The organism is Amnibacterium endophyticum (assembly GCF_042680685.1).
Lineage (GTDB): Bacteria > Actinomycetota > Actinomycetes > Actinomycetales > Microbacteriaceae > Amnibacterium > Amnibacterium endophyticum.
This window is the reverse complement of sequence record NZ_JBHUEA010000027.1, coordinates 1-19816: the sequence shown is the minus strand read 5'-3', so window position 1 is coordinate 19816 and position 19816 is coordinate 1. Positions and strand designations below refer to the sequence as shown.

Annotated in this window: 20 protein-coding genes; 12 read left to right on the top strand and 8 right to left on the bottom strand. The window is 72.1% G+C overall.

Annotated elements, in window-relative coordinates; genetic code table 11:
- The first annotated feature begins 41 nt into the window (after nt 1-41).
- From hisD to ACFSBI_RS14545, 3 genes are read left to right on the top strand one after another with little or no spacing between them, the layout of a single operon-like run.
- Nucleotides 42-1346: a histidinol dehydrogenase gene (hisD, locus tag ACFSBI_RS14555; protein WP_377936172.1), complete on the top strand. Its 1305-nt coding sequence runs from the start codon at nt 42-44 to the stop codon at nt 1344-1346.
- A 56-nt stretch (nt 1347-1402) separates the two neighbouring features.
- The gene (nrdR, locus tag ACFSBI_RS14550) at nt 1403-1870 is read left to right on the top strand and encodes a transcriptional regulator NrdR (RefSeq protein WP_377936170.1); all 468 of its coding nucleotides are present in this window, start codon (nt 1403-1405) and stop codon (nt 1868-1870) included.
- Complete coding sequence (locus ACFSBI_RS14545; protein ID WP_377936168.1) at nt 1867-2925, top strand: quinone-dependent dihydroorotate dehydrogenase; 1059 nt, start codon at nt 1867-1869, stop codon at nt 2923-2925. The genes nrdR and ACFSBI_RS14545 overlap by 4 nt, the downstream gene beginning before the upstream one ends.
- Here the strand turns inward: ACFSBI_RS14545 and ACFSBI_RS14540 are convergent.
- Nucleotides 2900-3460, bottom strand: a complete 561-nt coding sequence (locus tag ACFSBI_RS14540; RefSeq protein ID WP_377936166.1) for a DUF3043 domain-containing protein — start codon at nt 3458-3460, stop codon at nt 2900-2902. The genes ACFSBI_RS14545 and ACFSBI_RS14540 overlap by 26 nt on opposite strands.
- A 37-nt stretch (nt 3461-3497) precedes the next feature.
- Here ACFSBI_RS14540 and ACFSBI_RS14535 point away from each other — a divergent pair, with 37 nt between their 5' ends.
- From ACFSBI_RS14535 to ctaF, 5 genes are all read left to right on the top strand, one after another.
- Nucleotides 3498-4904: a M20/M25/M40 family metallo-hydrolase gene (locus tag ACFSBI_RS14535; RefSeq protein WP_377936164.1), complete on the top strand. Its 1407-nt coding sequence runs from the start codon at nt 3498-3500 to the stop codon at nt 4902-4904.
- Between the two features lie 55 nt (nt 4905-4959).
- On the top strand, nt 4960-5328 hold the full coding sequence (locus ACFSBI_RS14530; RefSeq protein ID WP_377936162.1) for a HesB/IscA family protein: 369 nt from the start codon (nt 4960-4962) through the stop codon (nt 5326-5328).
- Nucleotides 5329-5527: 199 nt separating this feature from the next.
- Nucleotides 5528-6469 carry an aa3-type cytochrome oxidase subunit II gene (ctaC, locus tag ACFSBI_RS14525; protein WP_377936160.1) on the top strand — a complete coding sequence of 314 codons (942 nt, stop codon included), beginning with the start codon at nt 5528-5530 and terminating at the stop codon, nt 6467-6469.
- An 11-nt stretch (nt 6470-6480) separates the two neighbouring features.
- Nucleotides 6481-8229: an aa3-type cytochrome oxidase subunit I gene (gene ctaD, locus ACFSBI_RS14520; protein WP_377936159.1), complete on the top strand. Its 1749-nt coding sequence runs from the start codon at nt 6481-6483 to the stop codon at nt 8227-8229.
- A 3-nt stretch (nt 8230-8232) separates the two neighbouring features.
- Entirely contained in the window at nt 8233-8649 is a 417-nt protein-coding gene (ctaF, locus tag ACFSBI_RS14515) for an aa3-type cytochrome oxidase subunit IV (protein WP_377936157.1), read from the top strand.
- Nucleotides 8650-8791: 142 nt separating this feature from the next.
- Here the strand turns inward: ctaF and ACFSBI_RS14510 are convergent, their stop codons facing one another.
- The 5 genes from ACFSBI_RS14510 to ctaE form a co-directional block, all read right to left on the bottom strand.
- The gene (locus ACFSBI_RS14510) at nt 8792-9178 is read right to left on the bottom strand and encodes an NUDIX domain-containing protein (protein WP_377936155.1); all 387 of its coding nucleotides are present in this window, start codon (nt 9176-9178) and stop codon (nt 8792-8794) included.
- A gap of 91 nt (nt 9179-9269) precedes the next feature.
- The gene (gene qcrB, locus ACFSBI_RS14505; protein ID WP_377936154.1) at nt 9270-10922 is read right to left on the bottom strand and encodes a cytochrome bc1 complex cytochrome b subunit; all 1653 of its coding nucleotides are present in this window, start codon (nt 10920-10922) and stop codon (nt 9270-9272) included.
- Nucleotides 10906-11976 (bottom strand): cytochrome bc1 complex Rieske iron-sulfur subunit, encoded by a 1071-nt coding sequence (gene qcrA, locus ACFSBI_RS14500; RefSeq protein WP_377936153.1) that lies wholly within the window; start codon nt 11974-11976, stop codon nt 10906-10908. The genes qcrB and qcrA overlap by 17 nt, the downstream gene beginning before the upstream one ends.
- 1 nt (nt 11977) lies before the next feature.
- Nucleotides 11978-12781 (bottom strand): cytochrome bc1 complex diheme cytochrome c subunit, encoded by an 804-nt coding sequence (gene qcrC, locus ACFSBI_RS14495; RefSeq protein ID WP_377936152.1) that lies wholly within the window; start codon nt 12779-12781, stop codon nt 11978-11980.
- 29 nt (nt 12782-12810) lie between these two features.
- Entirely contained in the window at nt 12811-13449 is a 639-nt protein-coding gene (gene ctaE / locus ACFSBI_RS14490) for an aa3-type cytochrome oxidase subunit III (protein ID WP_377936151.1), read from the bottom strand.
- A gap of 149 nt (nt 13450-13598) precedes the next feature.
- Here ctaE and trpD point away from each other — a divergent pair, with 149 nt between their 5' ends.
- Nucleotides 13599-14663 (top strand): anthranilate phosphoribosyltransferase, encoded by a 1065-nt coding sequence (gene trpD / locus ACFSBI_RS14485; protein WP_377936150.1) that lies wholly within the window; start codon nt 13599-13601, stop codon nt 14661-14663.
- 96 nt (nt 14664-14759) lie between these two features.
- On the opposite strand, the gene glpK is transcribed toward trpD, so the two are convergent.
- Nucleotides 14760-16274, bottom strand: coding sequence for a glycerol kinase GlpK (glpK, locus tag ACFSBI_RS14480; RefSeq protein WP_377936149.1), 1515 nt, complete (start codon nt 16272-16274; stop codon nt 14760-14762).
- Between the two features lie 44 nt (nt 16275-16318).
- A complete protein-coding gene (locus ACFSBI_RS14475; RefSeq protein WP_377936192.1) occupies nt 16319-17026 on the bottom strand; it encodes an MIP/aquaporin family protein in 708 nt (235 codons plus the stop codon).
- A 252-nt stretch (nt 17027-17278) separates the two neighbouring features.
- Here ACFSBI_RS14475 and ACFSBI_RS14470 point away from each other — a divergent pair, with 252 nt between their 5' ends.
- From ACFSBI_RS14470 to dhaL, 3 genes are all read left to right on the top strand, one after another.
- Nucleotides 17279-18259, top strand: a complete 981-nt coding sequence (locus ACFSBI_RS14470) for a sugar-binding transcriptional regulator (RefSeq protein ID WP_377936147.1) — start codon at nt 17279-17281, stop codon at nt 18257-18259.
- Nucleotides 18260-18359: 100 nt separating this feature from the next.
- Entirely contained in the window at nt 18360-19361 is a 1002-nt protein-coding gene (gene dhaK / locus ACFSBI_RS14465; protein WP_377936145.1) for a dihydroxyacetone kinase subunit DhaK, read from the top strand.
- Nucleotides 19358-19816, top strand: a 459-nt coding sequence (gene dhaL, locus ACFSBI_RS14460) for a dihydroxyacetone kinase subunit DhaL (RefSeq protein ID WP_377936143.1), incomplete at its 3' end; no start/stop codon positions are given. The genes dhaK and dhaL, both read left to right, overlap by 4 nt.

Genomic DNA, 19816 nt, shown 5'->3' with positions numbered 1-19816 from the left:
GCGCTCCGGCTGCTCGCACGCCCGCTCCGTACGATGGGATCGTGCTGCGGACCATCGACCTGCGGGGCCGGGCCCTCGACGCCGACGTGATCCGGGCCGTGCTGCCCCGCCCGCAGCAGGACCCCTCCACCGTGCTCGGCGATGTCGTCGCGCTCATCGACGACGTCCGGCGCCGCGGCGAGACGGCCCTGCTCGAGCAGTCGGACCGGTTCGACGGCGGCCGCCCCGCCGCGGTCCGGGTGCCGGTCGACGAGATCGTCGCCGCGGAGCAGGCGCTGCCGGGCGACATCCGCGTCGCGCTCGAGCTGCTGATCGAGCGGGTCCGCGCCGCGAGCCGGGCCCAGCTGTCGGAGCCCGCGACGACCGTGCTCGGCGACGGCGCCCGCGTCCTGCAGCGCTGGCTGCCGGTGCGCCGGGTCGGGCTGTACGTCCCCGGCGGCCGAGCCGTCTACCCGTCCAGCGTCGTGATGAACGTGGTGCCGGCCCAGACCGCGGGCGTCCGCGCGCTCGCGATCGCTTCGCCGCCGCAGCGGGACCTCGGGGGCGCGGTGCACCCGATCGTCCTCGGCGCCGCCGGGCTGCTCGGCGTCCACGAGGTCTACGCGATGGGCGGCGCGGGCGCCGTCGGCGCCCTCGCGCACGGCGTGCCGGGGATCGGGCTCGAGCCGGTCGACGTCGTGACCGGCCCCGGGAACGTGTTCGTGGCCGCGGCGAAGCGGGCGGTCGCGGGTGCCGTCGGGATCGACTCCGAGGCGGGGCCGACCGAGATCCTCGTGGTCGCCGACGGCGCCGCCGACCCCGAGCTCGTCGCCGCCGACCTGATCAGCCAGGCGGAGCACGACGTGCTCGCCGCCGCCGTGCTCGTCACCGACGCGCCGGAGCTGGCGTCGGCCGTCGTGACCGCGGTCGAGCGCCGTCAGGCGACCACCTTCCACGCCGAGCGCGTGCGGACGTCGCTGACGGCCCCGCAGTCCGGGATCCTGCTCGTCGACGACCTCGCCGCCGCCGTGGCGGTGAGCAACGCCTACGCGCCGGAGCACCTCGAGGTGCTGACGGCGGACCCGTGGCCGCTCGTCGCGGAGCTGACCGAGGCGGGCGCCGTGTTCGTCGGCCCCGGCTCGCCCGTCAGCCTCGGCGACTACGCCGCGGGCTCGAACCACGTGCTGCCCACCGGCGGGACCGCGCGCTTCTCGGCGGGGCTGTCGGTCCGGCCGTTCCTCCGGCAGCAGCAGGTCGTCGACTACGACCTCGACGCCCTGCACGAGGCGCGGCCGGCGGTGCGCGCGCTCGCGGACGCCGAGGGCCTGCCGGCCCACGGGGACGCGGTCGACGCCCGCTTCACCTGATCAGCAGCGAACTACACCGCTGTCATTCCGGCCGTGGGCCCGGTACCATCGGGGCGATGCACTGCCCGTTCTGCCGCAACCCGGACACCAGGGTCGTCGACTCCCGCGTGAGCGACGACGGCCTCGCCATCCGCCGTCGCCGGCAGTGCCCGAACTGCCACCGCCGCTTCTCCACGACCGAGACCGCCAGCCTCTCGGTGATCAAGCGCAACGGCGTCCTCGAGCCCTTCAGCCGCGACAAGGTCGTGTCCGGCGTGAAGAAGGCCTGCCAGGGCCGTCCGGTCACGGAGTCGGACCTGGCGCTGCTCGCGCAGCGCGTCGAGGAGACGATCCGGGCGACCGGCGCGAGCCAGATCGAGGCGAACGACATCGGCCTCGCGGTCCTGCCGCCGCTGCGCGAGCTCGACGAGGTCGCCTACCTGCGCTTCGCGAGCGTCTACCAGGGGTTCTCGTCGCTCGACGACTTCGAGGCGGCGATCACGCTGCTGCGCATGGAGAACGCCGCACCGCGCGCCGAGGCGTGAACGCCCTCGAGCGCGCGTACGGCCTGCTGTTCCGCACCGTGCTGGTGCGGATGGACCCGGAGCACGCCCATCACGCGGCGGTGGTCGTGATCCGCGCGCTCGGCGCGTCCGGCCGGGTCGCGTACCGGGTGCGCCGCCGCTCGACGGCCGGCGGGGCCGAGGTGCACGCGATGGGGCTCGACCTGCCGACGCCGTTCGGCCTCGCCGCCGGCTTCGACAAGAACGCGGTCGCGCTGCGGGGCCTCGGCGCCCTCGGCTTCGGTCACGTCGAGATCGGCACCGTGACGGCGCATCCCCAGCCGGGCAACCCGCGACCGCGGCTCTTCCGCCTGCCCCGCGACCGCGCGCTGATCAACCGGATGGGCTTCAACAACGACGGGGCGCAGGTCGTCGCGGCACGGCTGGCCGCCGCCCGGCGACGGGGCGGGCTGCCCGTCGTGGGCGTGAACATCGGCAAGAGCCGGGTGACGGCGGTCGAGGACGCCGTCGACGACTACCGCGCGAGCGCCCGGCTGCTCGCGCCGCACGCGGACTACCTGGTGGTCAACGTCAGCTCGCCGAACACCCCGGGGCTGCGCGGTCTGCAGGAGCTCGACCGGCTCGAGCCGCTGCTGGAGGCGGTGCTGGCGGAGGCCGGCGGCACCCCGCTGCTCGTGAAGATCGCCCCGGACCTCGCGGACGACGAGGTGCGGCACATCGCGGGCCTCGCGTCCCGCCTCGGGCTCGCGGGCGTGGTCGCGACCAACACGACCGTCCGCCGAGACGGGCTGCGCACCGGTGCGGACGACGTCGCGGCGATGGGCGCCGGCGGGCTGTCGGGGCCGCCCGTGGCGGCGCGCGCGATCGAGGTCCTCCGGCTGCTGCGGAGCGCGCTGCCCGCTGAGGCGTGCGTCATCAGCGTCGGCGGCGTGGAGACCGCGGAGCACGTGCGGGAGCGGCTGGACGCGGGGGCCGACCTCGTCCAGGGCTACACCGGCTTCCTCTACCGCGGCCCGGGCTGGGCCGCGGCGCTGCGGCGGCCCGAACCGGTCAGGAGACCTTCTCGCCCCGCTTGACCTGCGGCTTCGGCATGCGCAGGCCGCGGAACTGCGCGGACCGCATCACGACGTACATGTTCAGGCCCTTCTGGACCTGGTCGGCGCCGTAGCGGGCCGCGAGCCGGCGGCGGATCATCGCCGCGCGCACCAGGGCGTCGATCACGGACAGCGCGAGGAAGCCGTACAGCGGCAGGAAGAGCCAGGCCGCGCGCGGGAAGAAGAGCGTCGCGATGAAGAACACGACGAAGACCGGGATGAGGAACTCGCCGACCGTGAAGCGGGAGTCGATCACGTCCCGCGCGAACCGGCGCTGCGGCCCGCGGTCGCGCGCCGGCAGGTAGCGCTCCTCGCCGTTCGCGAGCCCGACGCGCGCGCGCTCGCGGCCCTCCGCGGCCCTGCTGCGCGAGACGCGGCGCGCGGCCTTGCGGTCGGTGATGACGAGGGGCCGCTTGTTGGCGGCCTCCCGCTCGCGACGCGACGGGGTCGCCCGGCCCTTGCCGACGAGCGGCGCCTCCGGCTCGGCGGCCTCCGCCACGGGTGCCTTCTTCGCCATCCGGGCCTCCTCACGATCGGCTCCTAAGGTTACCGGCATGCCGATCGAACCGCGGGAGCGAGCCGTCCTGGATGCCGTCGAGGAGGGGTTCCCGGCCGCGGTGGCCGCGCTGGGGCGCCTGGTGCGCATCCCGTCCGTGGCCTTCCCGGGGTTCCCGGAGGAGCAGGTGCGGGCGAGCGCGGAGGCCGTCGCGGCGCTGCTGACGGAAACGGGGCTGTTCGACGAGGTCCAGGTGGCCACCGCCGACTACGACACAGCATCCGGGCGGGCGACCGGCAGCCCGGCGGTGCTCGCGCGCCGCGCCGCGGCGCCCGGTCGGCCGACGGTGCTGCTCTACGCCCACCACGACGTCCAGCCGGCGGGCCGCGACGACCTCTGGGACACCCCGCCGTTCGAGCCGACGCTGGTGGGGGAGCGGCTGCACGGGCGGGGCGCCTCCGACGACAAGGCGGGCGTGGTCGCGCACGTCGCCGCGATCCGCGCCGCCGCCCAAGCGCTCGGCGACGGGCTCGAGGTCGGGATCGCCGTCTTCGTCGAGGGGGAGGAGGAGGCGGGCTCGGCCTCGTTCGACGCCTTCCTCGAGGCGAACCTCGAGGCGCTCCGCGCCGACGTGATCGTCGTGGCGGACTCGGACAACGTGAGCACCGAGGTGCCGGCCCTCACCTCCTCGCTGCGCGGCAACGCCACCGCGAACCTGACGGTGTCGACGCTCGAGCACGCGTCGCACTCCGGCATGTTCGGCGGCGCCGTGCCGGACGCGATGCTCGCCGCGGTCCGGCTGCTCGCGACCCTCTGGGACGAGGACGGCGCGGTGGCGGTGCCCGGCCTGCTCGTCTCGCCCGGGCCGGACGGCGGGCCCGCGGGGCCGTCGACGGCCGACCTCGCGCGCGACGCCGCGCTGCTGCCCGGCGTGCGGCCGATCGGTCGCGGCACCGTGGCGGAGCGGCTCTGGTACCGGCCCGCCATCACCGTCACCGGCATGGACGTGCCGGACGTGCTGAACGCCTCCAACACCCTGCTGCCGTCCGTGCGGCTCCGGCTCAGCCTCCGGGTCGCCCCTGGCCAGGACGCGGCCGAGGCGTTCGCGGCGCTCGAGGCGCACCTGCGGGCGAACGCGCCCTTCGGCGCGCACGTCGCGCTGGACGACGTGAACCTCGGTCAGCCCTTCCTGGTCGACCAGGGCGGCTGGGCCGCCGAGGAGGCCCGGCGCGCGATGGCGGACGGATGGGGCGCCGAGCCCGAGCTGACCGGGATCGGCGGCTCCATCCCGTTCATCAGCACCCTCACCCGGCTGCTCCCCGAGGCGCAGATCCTGATCACCGGGGTCGAGGACCCGGACACGCGGGCCCACTCGCCGAACGAGTCCCAGCACCTCGGGGTGCTGCGCAAGGCGGTGGCCGCGGAGGCGCTGCTGCTCGCGCGGCTCTCCTCCCGGACCGTCTGAACGCACCGGGCGCGAGGACGCCCCGCACCCCGCGCCGCGGACGTACGATCGGAGCATGACCGACACCGCGCTGACCGGCTCCACCGCCTCCGACGCCGCGCACGGCGTGCTGCTCACCGCACCCGCCGCCCAGAAGGTGAAGAGCCTCCTCGAGCAGGAGGGTCGCGACGACCTGCGCCTGCGCCTCGCCGTGCAGCCCGGCGGCTGCAGCGGCCTGATCTACCAGCTGTACTTCGACGAGCGGCTGCTCGACGGCGACGCGACCGTCGACTTCGACGGCGTCGAGGTCGTGGTCGACCGCATGAGCACGCCCTACCTGGACGGCGCCACGGTCGACTTCGAGGACACGATCCAGAAGCAGGGCTTCACGATCGACAACCCGAACGCGCAGGGCAGCTGCGCCTGCGGCGACAGCTTCCACTGACCCCCGGGCGACGCCCGAGGCCGACCCGCGACGGACGCTCCTGCCGGAGCGTCCGTCGTCGTCGTGCGCGCCCCGCGCGGGGGCGCGCACGGCTTCGGGAACCGTGCGGATCGGCGCCCCGGCCCGCCGGGCCGAGCGCCGCGGCGCACTAGGCTGAGCGTCGCCACCCCGACCACGAAGAATCCGGAAAGGGCCTGACGTGCGCTCCATCTCACGGCGTCTGCTGCTGTTGCCGATCGCGGCCGGTGTCGTGCTCGCGCTCAGCGGATGCACCACCGACCAGCTCCACGGGTACCTGCCCGGCTTCATCGACGGCCAGGCGCCGGCGACGAACCAGACGCAGCGCGTCTCCGACCTCTGGGTGGGGTCGTGGATCACGCTCCTGGCGGTCGGCGTCATCACCTGGGCCCTGATCATCTGGGCGGCGATCGTCTACCGCCGCCGCCGCGGGCAGACCGGGCTGCCGGTGCAGCTGCGGTACAACATGCCGCTCGAGATCTTCTACACGGTCGTGCCGCTGATCCTCGTGCTCGGCCTCTTCGCCTTCACCGCGCGGGACCAGTCGATCATCGAGACCCGCTACGAGAAGCCGGACGTCACGATCGACGCCTACGGCAAGCAGTGGTCGTGGGACTTCGTCTACGCCGACACGGCGAACCTGGACAACAGCGTCTACGACCAGGGCGTGCAGGCCGAGCCCTCCGACCCGGGTGCCGCCGGCACCGGCTTCGTCGAGAAGACGATCCCGACCCTGTACCTGCCGGTGAACCGCAAGGTCGAGATCCAGCTGCGCACCCGCGACGTCAACCACTCCTTCTGGGTGATCGACTTCCTCTACAAGAAGGACATGATCGCGGGCCAGACCAACTACTGGGACTTCACGCCGACCCGCATCGGCACCTACGAGGGCAAGTGCGCCGAGCTCTGCGGCGAGTACCACTCGAGGATGCTGTTCAACGTGGCCGTCGTGTCGCAGGCCGACTACGACGCGCACCTCGCGTCGCTCCGGGCGCAGGGCAAGATCGGCTCGCTCGGCACGGAGTACGACAAGGTCGACGGCAGCGCCGGGGGTTCGCAGAACACCGGTGACGAGGTGGGCTCGTCGAACACGCGCCTGCGCAACGAGCGCAACGGGAACTGAGGGGAGCGCCGATGACGTCGACGATCGGACGGCCCGCGCGCGAGCTGCCGGCCGGCCAGGCCGAGGTGGTCGCGGGCGGCAGCCAGGTCGCCCGCAAGGGCAACGTGGTGGTGGACTACCTGACCACCACCGACCACAAGAAGATCGGGAACCTGTACCTGGTCACCTCGTTCATCTACTTCCTGATCGGCGGCGTGCTCGCGCTGATCATCAGGGCGCAGCTGTTCGAGCCGGGCCTCCACGTCGTGCCGACGCCGGAGATCTACAACCAGCTGTTCACGATGCACGGCACGATCATGCTGCTGATGTTCGCGACGCCGCTTTTCGCGGGCTTCGCGAACGCGCTGATGCCGCTGCAGATCGGGGCGCCGGACGTCGCGTTCCCGCGGCTGAACGCGCTGGCCTACTGGTTCTACAGCTTCGGCAGCCTCATCGCCGTGAGCGGCTTCTTCACGCCCGGCGGCGCCGCCGGCTTCGGGTGGACGGCCTACTCCCCGCTGTCGAGCGCGGCCTACTCGCCGGGCCTCGGCTCGAGCCTCTGGGTCATGGGTCTCGGCCTGTCGGGCTTCGGCACGATCCTCGGCGCGGTGAACTTCGTGACGACCGTCATCACGATGCGCGCCCCCGGGATGACCATGTTCCGGCTGCCGATGTTCGTGTGGACGGTCCTCATCACCAGCCTCCTGGTGATCATGGCCTTCCCGGTGCTCGCCGCAGCGCTCCTCGCGCTCGGCGCGGACCGCCTGTTCGGCGCGCACGTGTTCGACGCCTCGAGCGGCGGCGCGATCCTCTGGCAGCACCTGTTCTGGTTCTTCGGGCACCCCGAGGTCTACATCATCGCGCTGCCGTTCTTCGGCATCATCAGTGAGGTCATCCCGGTCTTCAGCCGGAAGCCGATCTTCGGCTACAAGACCCTCGTCTACGCGACGATCGCCATCGCGGCGCTGTCCGTGGCCGTGTGGGCGCACCACATGTACGTCACCGGCTCGGTGCTGCTGCCGTTCTTCGCCCTGATGACCATGCTGATCGCGGTGCCGACCGGCGTGAAGATCTTCAACTGGACCTTCACGATGTGGCGCGGCTCGGTGACCTACGAGACGCCGATGGTGTGGGCGCTGGGCTTCCTCATCACCTTCATCTTCGGCGGGCTCACGGGCGTGATCCTGTCGTCGCCGCCGCTCGACTTCCACCTGTCGGACAGCTACTTCGTCGTCGCGCACTTCCACTACGTCGTCTTCGGCACGGTCGTGTTCGCGATGTTCGCCGGCTTCTACTTCTGGTGGCCGAAGTGGACCGGGCGGATGCTCGACGAGCGCCTCGGCAAGATCCACTTCTGGCTGCTCTTCGTCGGGTTCCACACGACGTTCCTCGTGCAGCACTGGCTGGGCGTCGACGGCTTCCCCCGCCGGTACGCGACCTACCAGCCGGGCGACGGCTACACGCTGATGAACCAGCTCTCCACCGTGGGGGCGTTCATCCTCGCGGCGTCGATGCTGCCGTTCCTCTACAACGTGTGGGTCACCGCCCGCCGGGCGCCGAAGGTCACCGTGAACGACCCGTGGGGCTACAGCCGCAGCCTCGAGTGGGCGACCAGCTGCCCGCCCCCGCGCCACAACTTCACGTCGATCCCGCGGATCCGCTCGGAGTCGCCGGCGTTCGACCTGAACCACCCCGAGGCGGGCATGCCGTTCGGCGTCGGGCCGGCGAAGGACGCGCCGGACGCGCCCACGTACGACGCGTCGAGGGACGAGGTGCGCTGAGCCATGCGCGCGAACATCAACCTGCTGCTCGTGCTCGGCGGCTTCTTCGTCCTCGCCGACGCGGGATACACCACCTGGGTCGCGATCGTGTACGGCGGCGTCGAGTGGGTCGGCACCCTCGGGATCGGCCTCGTCGCGGTCATGGCGGGCTTCATCGCCTTCTACCTGTCGCGATCCTTCAAGTCGCAGGGCGGCGCCCTGCCCGAGGACCGCTCGGACGCCAGCATCGACGACGGCGACCCTGAGCTCGGGCACTTCAGCCCGTGGAGCTGGTGGCCGCTCATGCTCGGGCTCGCCGCAGCCCTGGCGTTCGTGGGTCTCGTCATCGGGATCTGGATGTTCGCCATCGCCCTCGCGCTCTTCGTCGTCGCGATCGTCGGCTGGGTGTACGAGTACTACCGCGGATACTTCGCGAGCTAGGGCCGCAGGGCTCGAGCAGGGGCCGGACGAGCAGTCGCTCGTCCGGCCCCTTCCGCGTCCGCCCGGTGGAGTCGCCCTCAGCGCCGTTCGGCGCCGAGCGCTCGTCGCCGACTGGCGCTGAACGCGCAGCGCTGCGCTCTCGTCAGCGGGGGAGACGGGCGAGGAAGGGGACCTGACCTGCGACCAGCAGCTCGGCGGCGCGGGGGAGCGGCACCCAGGCGAGGCGGTCCAGCTCGGGCACCTCGAAGGAGCGCCCGCCACGGGTCATGGTGAAGGTGCCCGGCGTGAAGGCCGTCAGGTCCGGATCGGCCTCGACGGCGAAGAGCCGGACGAGCTTGCCGGAGCGCTGCCGCTCCTCGCCGAGGTCCTCGTAGGGGCCGGGCGGGGGAGCGATGCCGGTCTCCTCGCGGAACTCGCGCAGCGCGGCGTCGAGAGGGCGCTCCTCCGCCTCGACGGCGCCCTTCGGGGCGGACCAGGCGCGCTCGTCCTTCCGCGCCCAGAACGGCCCGCCCATGTGCCCGAGCAGCACCTCGGTCCCTGCCGCCCCGACGGTGCTGCCCGTGCGCCGAAACGCGAGAAGGCCGGCGCTCCGAGGAGCACCGGCCTTCTCGCGACCAGGGTCAGTGATGGTGCGCGACCTCGAGCTCGCTGCTCGTGACCGGCTCGATGCGGTCCTCGAAGAAGAACCGGCTCACCGCCGCCCGGGCGCGCTCGGTGACGGGGATGCGACCCGCGGCGTTCGGCCGGACCATCAGCGGCTCGTAGTCGGTGTAGCTCACCAGCTTCCAGCGCTCGTACACGTCGACCGGCTCGTGGACCTCGATGTACTCGCCGCCCGGCAGCCGGACGATGCGCCCGGACTCGAAGCCGTGGAGCACGATCTGACGGTCCTTCTTCTGCAGCGCGAGGCAGATGCGCTTCGTGACGAAGAACGCGAGCACCGGGCCGAGGAAGAGCAGGAACTGCAGGATCGTGATCGCGCTCTCGATCGAGGTCTTGAAGTGCGTCGCGATCAGGTCCGAGCTCGCCGCGGCCCACAGCACCGCGTAGAACGTGACGCCCGCGGCACCGATGGCGGTGCGGGTCGGCATGTTGCGCGGACGGTCCGCGATGTGGTGCTCGCGCTTGTCGCCCGTCACCCACGCTTCGATGAAGGGGTAGATGAAGACGGTCAGCAGGAACAGCCCGAGCACGACGACCGGGATCAGGATGTTCAACGAGTAGGTGGTGTTGAACAGCACGAACTCGAGCGGGACGCCACCCGGTCCGCCGAGCCAGCCCGGCGTGAGGCGCAGCGCGCCGTCCGCGAAGCCGATGTACCAGTCGGGCTGCGTGCCCGCGGAGACCGGCGACGGGTCGTAGGGGCCGTAGACCCAGATCGGGTTGATCGTGAAGAAGGTGCCCATCAGCATCACGACGCCGAACACGATGAAGAAGAAGCCGCCGGCCTTCGCGGCGTACACCGGCAGGATCGGGTAGCCGATCACGTTCTCGTTCGTCCGGCCCGGGCCGGCGTACTGGGTGTGCTTCTGCGTCACCACGAACACGAGGTGCAGCGCGATCAGGGCCAGCACGGCCGCCGGCAGCAGCAGGATGTGCAGCGTGTAGAGGCGGCCCACGATCGAGGTGCCGGGGAACTCGCCGCCGAAGAGCAGCCAGAGGATCCAGCTGCCGATGAAGGGGATGCCCTCGACCATGCCGGCGATGATCCGCAGGCCGTTGCCGGACAGCAGGTCGTCGGGCAGCGAGTAGCCGGTGAAGCCCTCGGCCATCGCCAGGATGAAGAGGACGAAGCCGATCATCCAGTTGATCTCGCGGGGCTTCTGGAACGCGCCGGTGAAGAAGATGCGCAGCATGTGCAGACCGATGGCGGCGACGAACAGCAGCGCCGTCCAGTGGTGCACCTGGCGGATCAGCAGGCCGCCGCGGATCTCGAACGAGATGTTCAGCGCGGACTGCATCGCCGACGACATCTCCAGGCCCTTGAGCGGGGTGTAGGAGCCGTTGTAGACGACCTCGGCCATGGAGGCCTGGAAGAAGAAGGTGAGGAACGAGCCGGTGATCAGGATGATCACGAAGCTGTAGAGGCAGACCTCGCCGAGCATGAAGGACCAGTGGTCCGGGAAGATCTTGCGTCCGAACTCGCGGACGACGTAGCTGACGCCCGTCCGCTCGTCGACGTAGTTGGAGGCCCAGGCGGTGACGCCGCCGCTCCTGCGGCGGTCCGCGGGGGCGGTGCGGTCGTAGTTGGCTGGCTCAGACGTCGTAGTCACCGGTGCGCTCCCAGAAGCTCGGTCCGACGGGTTCGGTGAAGTCGCTGCGGGCGACGAGGTACCCCTGGCTGTCGATCGTGATCGGCAGCTGGGGCAGCGGGCGGACGGCCGGGCCGAAGATGACCTCCGCCTCCCGCGTGATGTCGAAGGTCGACTGGTGGCACGGGCAGAGCAGGTGGTGCGTCTGCTGCTCGTACAGCGCGACCGGGCACCCGACGTGGGTGCAGATCTTCGAGTAGGCGAGGATGCCCTGGTAGTTCCAGTCCTCGCGGCCGGACGAGACCTCGAAGGAGCCGGGCTCCAGGCGCATCAGCAGCACCGCCGCCTTGGCCTTCTCCTCGAGCTTGTGCTCCGACTCGTTCAGCCCCTCCGGGATGACGTGGAAGGCCGAGCCGATGGTGACGTCGGAGGCGAGGATGGGCTCGCCCGTCGGGTCCTTCGTGAGGCGCACGCCCTCGCTCCACATCGTGTGGCTGAAGGCCGCCGCGGGCGTGCCGGCAGCCGGTCCGAGGTCGCGGAAGAGGAAGATCGCCGGGAACGGCAGCGCGGCCACCGCGGTGATCATGCCGTTGCGGATCAGGACGCGCCGGTTGAAGCCGGACTCGCGGTCCGCGGTCCGCATGATGTCGACGGCCCGCTCGCGGGTCTGCGCGTCGCCCCGGACGGGGTGGCGGATGTCGACGCCCTCGTGGTCGACCATCAGGACCTTGCCCCAGTGCACGGCCGCGACGCCGATCGCGAGCAGCGCGAAGGCGAGGCCGAGCCCGATCAGCAGGTTGTTGAGGCGGACGGAGCCGAGGTCGTTCTGCCGGATCGGGAACGCGAAGTAGGCCGCCATCGAGAAGATCGAGCCGGCCAGCGACACGTAGAAGAGCGTGACGATCAACCGCTCGGCCGTCTTCGCGGCCTTCGGGTCCAGGTCGGTGACGCGGGGGCGGTGCGGCGGGAGGCCCGGGTTCTCGAGCGCGTCGCTGCGCACGATCGCCGTGCCGGGGTCGCGCTCCGCTCCGTGGTCGACCGGCACCAGGTCGGTGCGGTCCTCGTGGTCTGCCATGTCAGTTCGCCTTCGCGGTCAGCCAGACGGTGAAGGCGATGATCGCGCCCACTCCGAAGATCCAGAGGAAGAGGCCCTCGGCGACCGGGCCGATGCTGCCCAGCTCGAAGCCGCCGACGCCGGACTCCTGGTTCTGGGTCTTCAGCGCCGTGATGATGTCCTGCTTCTCCTGCGGCGAGATGTTGTCGTCGTTGAAGACCGGCATGTTCTGCGGACCGGTCAGCATCGCCTCGTAGATGTGCACCGGAGCGGTGTCCATCAGGTTCGGCGCGTACTTGCCCTGGGTGAGGGCGCCGCCGGCGCCGGCCACGTTGTGGCACATGGCGCAGTTGATCCGGAACAGCTCGGCGCCCTTGGTCGCATCGCCCGTCAGGGCGAGCTGGCTCGCCTTCGGGATCGCGGGTCCGGGCGAGACCGAGGCGACGTACGCCGCCATGGCGAGCGTCTGCTGGTCGGTGAACACCTTCGGCTTGACCGGCGCCTGCGGGGCGCTGTTCGCGAGCGGCATGCGGCCGGTGCCGACCTGGAAGTCGACCGCGGCGGCGCCGACGCCGATGAGCGACGGGCCGGTCGGCGAACCGGTGAGCGCCATGCCGTGGCAGGTGGCGCAGTTGCTGGCGAACAGCTTCCGGCCCTGGTCGATCGTCTGCTGGCTGCTCATGTCGACCGACGCCTGGGCGGGGCTCGCCGCGGTCATGAGCGCGTAGGCCCCGCCCGTGATCAGCAGGCCCGTCAGCACCAGCGCCACGCTCGCGAGCGGCGAGCGGCGGCCGCGCCTGCGCGCCCGCTTCGCTCCGTCGTCCATCGCCGCCTTCCTCAAGCCGACCACCTTCCTCAACCCGCTGCCTGCAGGACGTAGATGACGAGGAAGAGGCCGATCCAGACCACGTCCACGAAGTGCCAGTAGTAGGAGACGACGATCGCGGTCGTCGCCTCCTTGTGGCCGAACTTCGTCACCGCGAAGGCCCGGCCGATGGTGAACAGGAACGCGATCAGGCCGCCGGTGACGTGGAGGGCGTGGAAGCCGGTCGTCAGGTAGAAGGCGGAGCCGTACGCGTTCGCGTTGATCGTGATGCCCTCGCTGATCAGGTTCGCGTACTCGAAGACCTGACCGGTGACGAAGACGGCGCCGAGGGCGTAGGTGAGGAAGAACCACTCGACCATGCCCCACTGCGACGGGCGCCAGCCGGTGGACCGCGCCTGCAGGCGCTCGGCGGCGAACACCCCGAACTGGCAGGTGAACGAGCTGGACACGAGGATCAGCGTGTTCACGGCCGCGTACGGCACGTCGAGGCGCTGCACCTCCTCCGCCCAGACCTGCGGCAGCGACGTCTTCAGCGTGAAGTAGATCGCGAACAGGCCGGCGAAGAACATGACCTCGCTGCCGAGCCACACGATGGTGCCGACCGCGACGCTGTTCGGTCTGTTCACCGTCGAGGTGGGCCCCGACTGAAGCACCGATGCACTGCTCACACGATCATTATGGGGCTTCGGGCGACGTCCCAGGCTGTCCTCGTCGCCCCGGTCGTGGTGTTTCCCGAGTCGGCGGGGGCGCGTCGGCCGCACGCCCCCCTTCCGCCGGGGCCGCGCCCCCGTCGTGGCGCCCTCGCTAGGCTCGCCCCGTGCCCGCGACGACGTCCTGGCCCGAGCTGATCGGCGCGCTCCTCGGCGGCCGCGACCTGCGCGTGGCGGAGGCCACGTGGGCGATGGAGCGCGTGATGACGGGGGAGACCCCGGCCGCGACCCTCGCCGGCTTCCTCGTCGCGCTGCGGGCGAAGGGCGAGACGGTCGACGAGATCGTCGGGTTCCGCGACGCGGTGCTCGCGCACGCGCGGCCCCTGCCCGTGCCGCCGCGGGCGCTCGACCTCGTCGGCACCGGCGGCGACGGGTTCCGCACGGTGAACGTCTCGACCACGGCCGCGATCGTGGTCGCCGCCTGCGGGGTGCCGGTGGCGAAGCACGGCAACCGGGCCGCGTCGAGCGCGTCCGGCGCGAGCGACGTGCTCGGCGAGCTGGGGCTCGCCCTCGACCTCGACGGCGAGGCGGTCGCCCGCGTGCTCGAGCAGGCCGGGATCACCTTCGTGTTCGCCTCGGCGTTCCACCCGGGCTTCCGGCACGCCGCGGAGGCGCGCAGCGCGCTCGGCGTGCCCACCGTGTTCAACTTCCTCGGTCCGCTGGTCAACCCGGCGCGTCCCGACGCGAACGTGATCGGCGTCGCGAACGCCGCCGTCGTGCCGCTGATCACCGGCGTGCTGCAGACGCGCGGCGCGACCGGGCTCGTGGTGCGCAGCGACGACGGCATGGACGAGCTGTCGACCACCGGGCACAGCCGCATCCGCGAGGTGTCCGCCGGCGCGGTGAACGAGCACGACGTGCACCCCGCCGACGTCGGGCTGCCGGTCGCGCGGGTGGAGCAGCTCGAGGGCGGGACGCCGGCCGAGAACGCGGCGACCGTGCGCCGCGTGCTCGCGGGGGAGGCCGGACCCGTGCGGGACGTGGTGCTGCTGAACGCGGCGGCGGGGCTCGTCGCGTGGGACCTCTACGAGGACCCGCTGACGGCGGAGCGCCCGATGGCGCGACGGCTGGCCGAGCGGCTCGCGACGGCGGCCGAGGCGGTCGACTCGGGCGCGGCTGCGGCGAGGCTGGACGCCTGGGTCGCGGCGACGCGGGCCCCGGTCGCGGGCTGACGGGTCCGGCCGGGTCCTCGGCCCCGGCCCGCCCCGGACGGGCGACGGCCCCGGGATCGGGCTCCCGGGGCCGTCGCGGCTCGTGCCGTCAGCGGGTCAGCGCACGTCGTCGTCGACCCAGTCGAAGGTCTTCGTGACGGCCTTCTTCCAGAGGCGGTACTGACGCTCGCGCTCCTCGTCGTCCATCGACGGCTCCCAGCGCTTGTCCTCCTGCCAGTTCTTCCGCAGGTCGTCGAAGTCCTTCCAGAACCCGACGGCGAGGCCCGCGGCGTAGGCGGCGCCGAGCGCGGTCGTCTCGGCGACGACGGGGCGCACCACCGGCACGCCGAGGATGTCGGCCTGGAACTGCATCAGCATGTCGTTCGCGACCATGCCGCCGTCGACCTTCAGCTCCTTCAGGGGGTTGCCCGTGTCGGCGTCGACCGCGTCCATGACCTCCTTGGACTGGAACGCGGTCGCCTCGAGGGCGGCGCGCGCGATGTGGCCCTTGTTCACGAACCGGGTCAGGCCGACGAGCGCGCCGCGGGCCTCCGAGCGCCAGTACGGCGCGAAGAGCCCCGAGAACGCCGGCACGAAGTACGCGCCGCCGTTGTCCTCGACCGTCGCGGCGAGCCGCTCGACGTCGGGCGCCGAGGAGATGAGGCCCAGGTTGTCCCGCAGCCACTGGATCAGGGATCCGGTGACCGCGATCGAGCCCTCCATGGCGTAGTGCGCCTCGCCGTCGCCCAGCCGGTAGGCCATGGTCGTCAGCAGCCCGTTGTCGCTGTGCACGATCTCGGTGCCGGTCGGGAAGATGAGGAAGTTGCCCGTGCCGTAGGTGTTCTTCGCCTCGCCGGGCTCGAACGCGACCTGGCCGAAGGTCGCGGCCTGCTGGTCGCCGAGGATGCCCGCGATCGGCACCTCGCGCAGCAGGCTGGAGGACTCGACCGTGCCGTAGACCTCGGAGGAGCTCTTGATCTCCGGCAGCATCGAGGCCGGGACGCCGAAGACGTCGAGGATCGACTGGTCCCAGGTCTGGGTCCTCAGGTCCATGAAGAGCGTGCGGGAGGCGTTCGTCACGTCGGTGACGTGCACCCCGCCGTCCGTGCCGCCGGTGAGGTTCCAGAGCACCCACGTGTCGGTGGTGCCGAACATCAGCTCGCCGGCCTCGGCCTTCTCGCGGGCCCCGTCGACGTTCTCGAGGATCCAGACGATCTTCGTGCCCGCGAAGTAGGTCGACAGGGGCAGGCCGACGGTCTGCTTGAAGCGCTCGACGCCGCCGTCCTTCGCGAACCGGTCGACGATCGCCTGCGTGCGGGTGTCCTGCCAGACGATCGCGTTGTAGACGGGCTTGCCGGTCGCCTTCTCCCAGACGACCGTGGTCTCGCGCTGGTTGGTGATCCCGACCGCCGCGATGTCGTGGCGGGTGATGTCGGCGCGGGAGAGGGCCTGCCCGATGACCTCGCGGGTGTTGCGCCAGATCTCCTCCGGGTCGTGCTCGACCCAGCCGGCCCTGGGGAAGATCTGCTCGTGCTCGAGCTGACCGGTCGAGACGACCTTGCCCGAGTGGTCGAAGACCATCGCGCGGGTGGACGTGGTGCCCTGGTCGATGGCGAGGATGTAGTCGGCCACGGTGACTCCTTCGTTCGTGTTGGTTCGGTTCCGGGGGACTGCGGTCAGCCGATGATCGGCAGCAGGGCGTACGAGAGGCCGCCGGCGATCGCGCCGCCGATGAGCGGGCCGACGATCGGGACCCAGCTGTAGCCCCAGTCGCTCGTCCCCTTGTGCGGGATCGGCAGGACCGCGTGCATGATGCGCGGGCCCAGGTCGCGGGCCGGGTTGATGGCGTAGCCGGTCGGGCCGCCGAGGCTGGCGCCGATGCCGACCACCAGCAGGGCCACGGGGATCGCGCCGAGGGCCGCGAGCCCGGCCGGCGTGGCCGTGTTCGGGTCGCCGCCGCGGCTGAAGCCGATGACGACGAAGACGAGCACGAACGTGCCGATGATCTCGGTGACCAGGTTCCAGCCGTAGGAGCGGATCTCCGGGCCGGTGGAGAAGACGCCGAGGATCGTCCCGGACTCGGTCTCCTCGTCGAAGTGCCGCTTGAAGGCGAGCCAGACGAGGAGGGCGCCGATCATCGCGCCGATGATCTGCGCCACGATGTAGACGAGCGCCGCGCCGATGCCGCCCGGCACCTTGCCGGCGATCAGCAGACCGACCGTGACGGCGGGGTTGAGGTGCGCGCCGGAGGCGTACGACACCGTGACGCCCGCGAACACCGCGAGCCCCCAGCCGAAGTTGATGAGCAGCCAGCCGCCGCCCAGACCCTTGCTCTTCGTCAGGATCGCCGTCGCGACCACGCCGCCACCGAGCAGCAGCAGCATCGCCGTGCCGACGGTCTCGGACAGGAAGATCGTCCCCAGGGATGGATTCACCGCAAGACCTGCCTCTTCTTCGAGTTCGCAGCGGCCCCGGTCGGCCGCTGGGCGGGCTCACCGTAGCGGGGGGCGCTGCCGGTGCGCCCGGGGTCGATCGCCTTCGTGCACATGCGTGCACCTCGCTAGCATCGACGTGCGGCGGGACCCGGCCGGGACCGCGCACAGAGGTGCACGGGGCCGACGACGATCGGGGAGCGGGTGGCGACGGACCGGACGGTGGCCGACGGGCGACGCCCGCAGGGCAAGGTGCAGCAGGCGCTGACGGCCGCGCACCTGTACTACATGCAGGACCTCACGATGGAGGCCATCGCGCGGGAGCTGCACACCTCGCGCTCCTCGGTGTCGCGGCTGCTCAGCCACGCCCGCTCGACCGGGCTCGTCGACATCCAGATCCACTCGCCGGCCGAGACGGCCGGCCGCCTGACCGCCGTGCTGCGCGAGCGCTACGACGTGACCGTGCACCTCGTGCCGATGCCGGACCACACGAGCGAGGTCGACCGGCTGGAGCGGGTCGCGATGTCCGCCGGCCGCCTGCTCGGCCGCTTCCTCGACTCGAACGCGGTGCTCGGCGTCGCCTGGGGGTCCACGGTCAGCGCCGTCAGTCGCCACCTGGTGCCGAAGCCGCTGCGCGGGGCCGAGGTCGTCCAGCTGAACGGCGCGGGCAACACGCGCACGACCGGCATCCCGTACGCCAGCGAGCTGCTGCGCCGGTTCGGCGCCGCGTACGGCGCGCACGTGCAGCAGTTCCCCGTGCCCGCGTTCTTCGACGACCCCGAGACGAAGCGCGCGCTCTGGCGGGAGCGCAGCATGCGCCGGGTGCTCGAGGTGCAGGAGCGCATGCAGGTCGCGCTGTTCAGCGTCGGGTCGCCCCTGTCGGAGGTCGCGAGCCACGTCCACATCGGCGGCTACCTCGAGCCGGAGGACTACCGCCTGCTCGAGCGGGACCGCGTCGTCGGGGACGTGGCGACCGTCTTCTACCGCGAGGACGGCACGTCGGACGGCATCGAGCTGAACGAGCGCGCCTCGGGGCCCGATCTCGCCCAGCTGCGCCGGACGCCGCGCCGCGTGTGCGTGGTCGCGGGCGTCTCGAAGCTGCCGGGCCTGCGCGGGGCGCTCGCGGCCGGGCTCATCACCGACCTCGTCGTGGACGAGCCGCTGGCGCGGGCGCTGCTCGCCTGAGCCGCTGCACGATCGTGCGAGCCGGTGCGCTCCACGGGCGGCGCGCATAGCCTGGCCCCCGGCGCCGACGACGGCGTCGGACGTCTCGCAGGAGGTTTCGATGAAGAAGCTCATCCGCGACCCGCAGACGGTCGTCGCCGACACGCTGGCCGGGATGGCCCAGGCGCACGGCGACCTGCTGCGGGTCGAGACCGGCCCCGACCACATCGTGCGGCGGGACGCGCCCGTCAGCGGCAAGGTCGGCATCGTGTCGGGCGGCGGCAGCGGTCACGAGCCGCTGCACGGCGGGTTCGTAGGTCTTGGGATGCTGGACGCCGCGGTGCCCGGGCCCGTGTTCACCTCCCCGACGCCCGACCCCGTGCTCGCGGCCACGAAGGCGGTCGACGGCGGCGCGGGCGTGCTGCACGTCGTGAAGAACTACACGGGGGACGTGCTCAACTTCGAGACGGCGGCGGACCTCGCCGGCGCCGAGGGCATCGAGGTGGAGACGGTCGTCGTCGACGACGACGTGGCCGTGAAGGACTCCCTGTACACCGCCGGGCGGCGCGGCGTCGCCGGCACCGTGCTCGTCGAGAAGATCGCGGGGGCGGCCGCCGAGCGCGGCGACGACCTGGCCGCCGTCGCCGCGGTCGCGCGGAAGGTGAACGCGCAGGTGCGGTCGATGGGGATCGCGCTCGCCGCGCCGGTGGTCCCGCACGCGGGCACGCCGAGCTTCGACCTCGGCGACGACGAGGTCGAGATCGGCATCGGCATCCACGGGGAGCCCGGCCGGGAGCGGATCCCGCTGGAGCCGGTCGACTCCCTCGTGCGCCGGCTCGTCGAGCCGGTGCTGGACGACCTGCCCTTCACCAGCGAGGACGACGTGCTCCTCTTCGTGAACGGCATGGGCGCCACGCCGCTCGCCGAGCTCTACATCGTCTTCGACGCCGCGGCCTCGGTGCTGCGCGAGCGCAGCATCACGATCAGCCGGTCGCTCGTCGGCTCCTTCGTCACGAGCCTCGACATGGCCGGCTGCTCGGTGACGGTGCTGCGGCTCGACGACGAGCTGAAGGCGCTGTGGGACGCGCCGGTGGTCACCCCGGCGCTCAGGTGGGGCCGGTGAGCGCGGGGGAGGGGCTCGGCACCGGCTGGGCGCTCGCCTGGGTGCGCGGCAGCGCGGCCGTCGTCGAGGAGCAGCGCGCGGCGCTGTCCGCCCTCGACCGCGCCATCGGCGACGGCGACCACGGCGAGAACCTCGCGCGCGGCTTCCAGGCCGTCCTCGCCAAGCTCGACGACGCGACGCCCGAGACCCCCGGTGCGGTGCTGAAGCTGGTCGCCACCACCCTGATCTCGACGGTCGGCGGCGCCTCCGGCCCGCTGCTCGGCACCGCCTACCTGAAGGGGGCGCAGGCGGCGGGGGACGCGGAGCGGCTCGATGCGGCGGCGGTCGTCGCCGTGCTGACCGCCGCGCGCGACGGGGTCGTGACGCGCGGCAAGGCGGAGCCGGGCGACAAGACGATGCTCGACGCCTGGACCCCGGCCGTCGACGCGGGGGCGGCGGCGCAGGCCGCCGGCGCC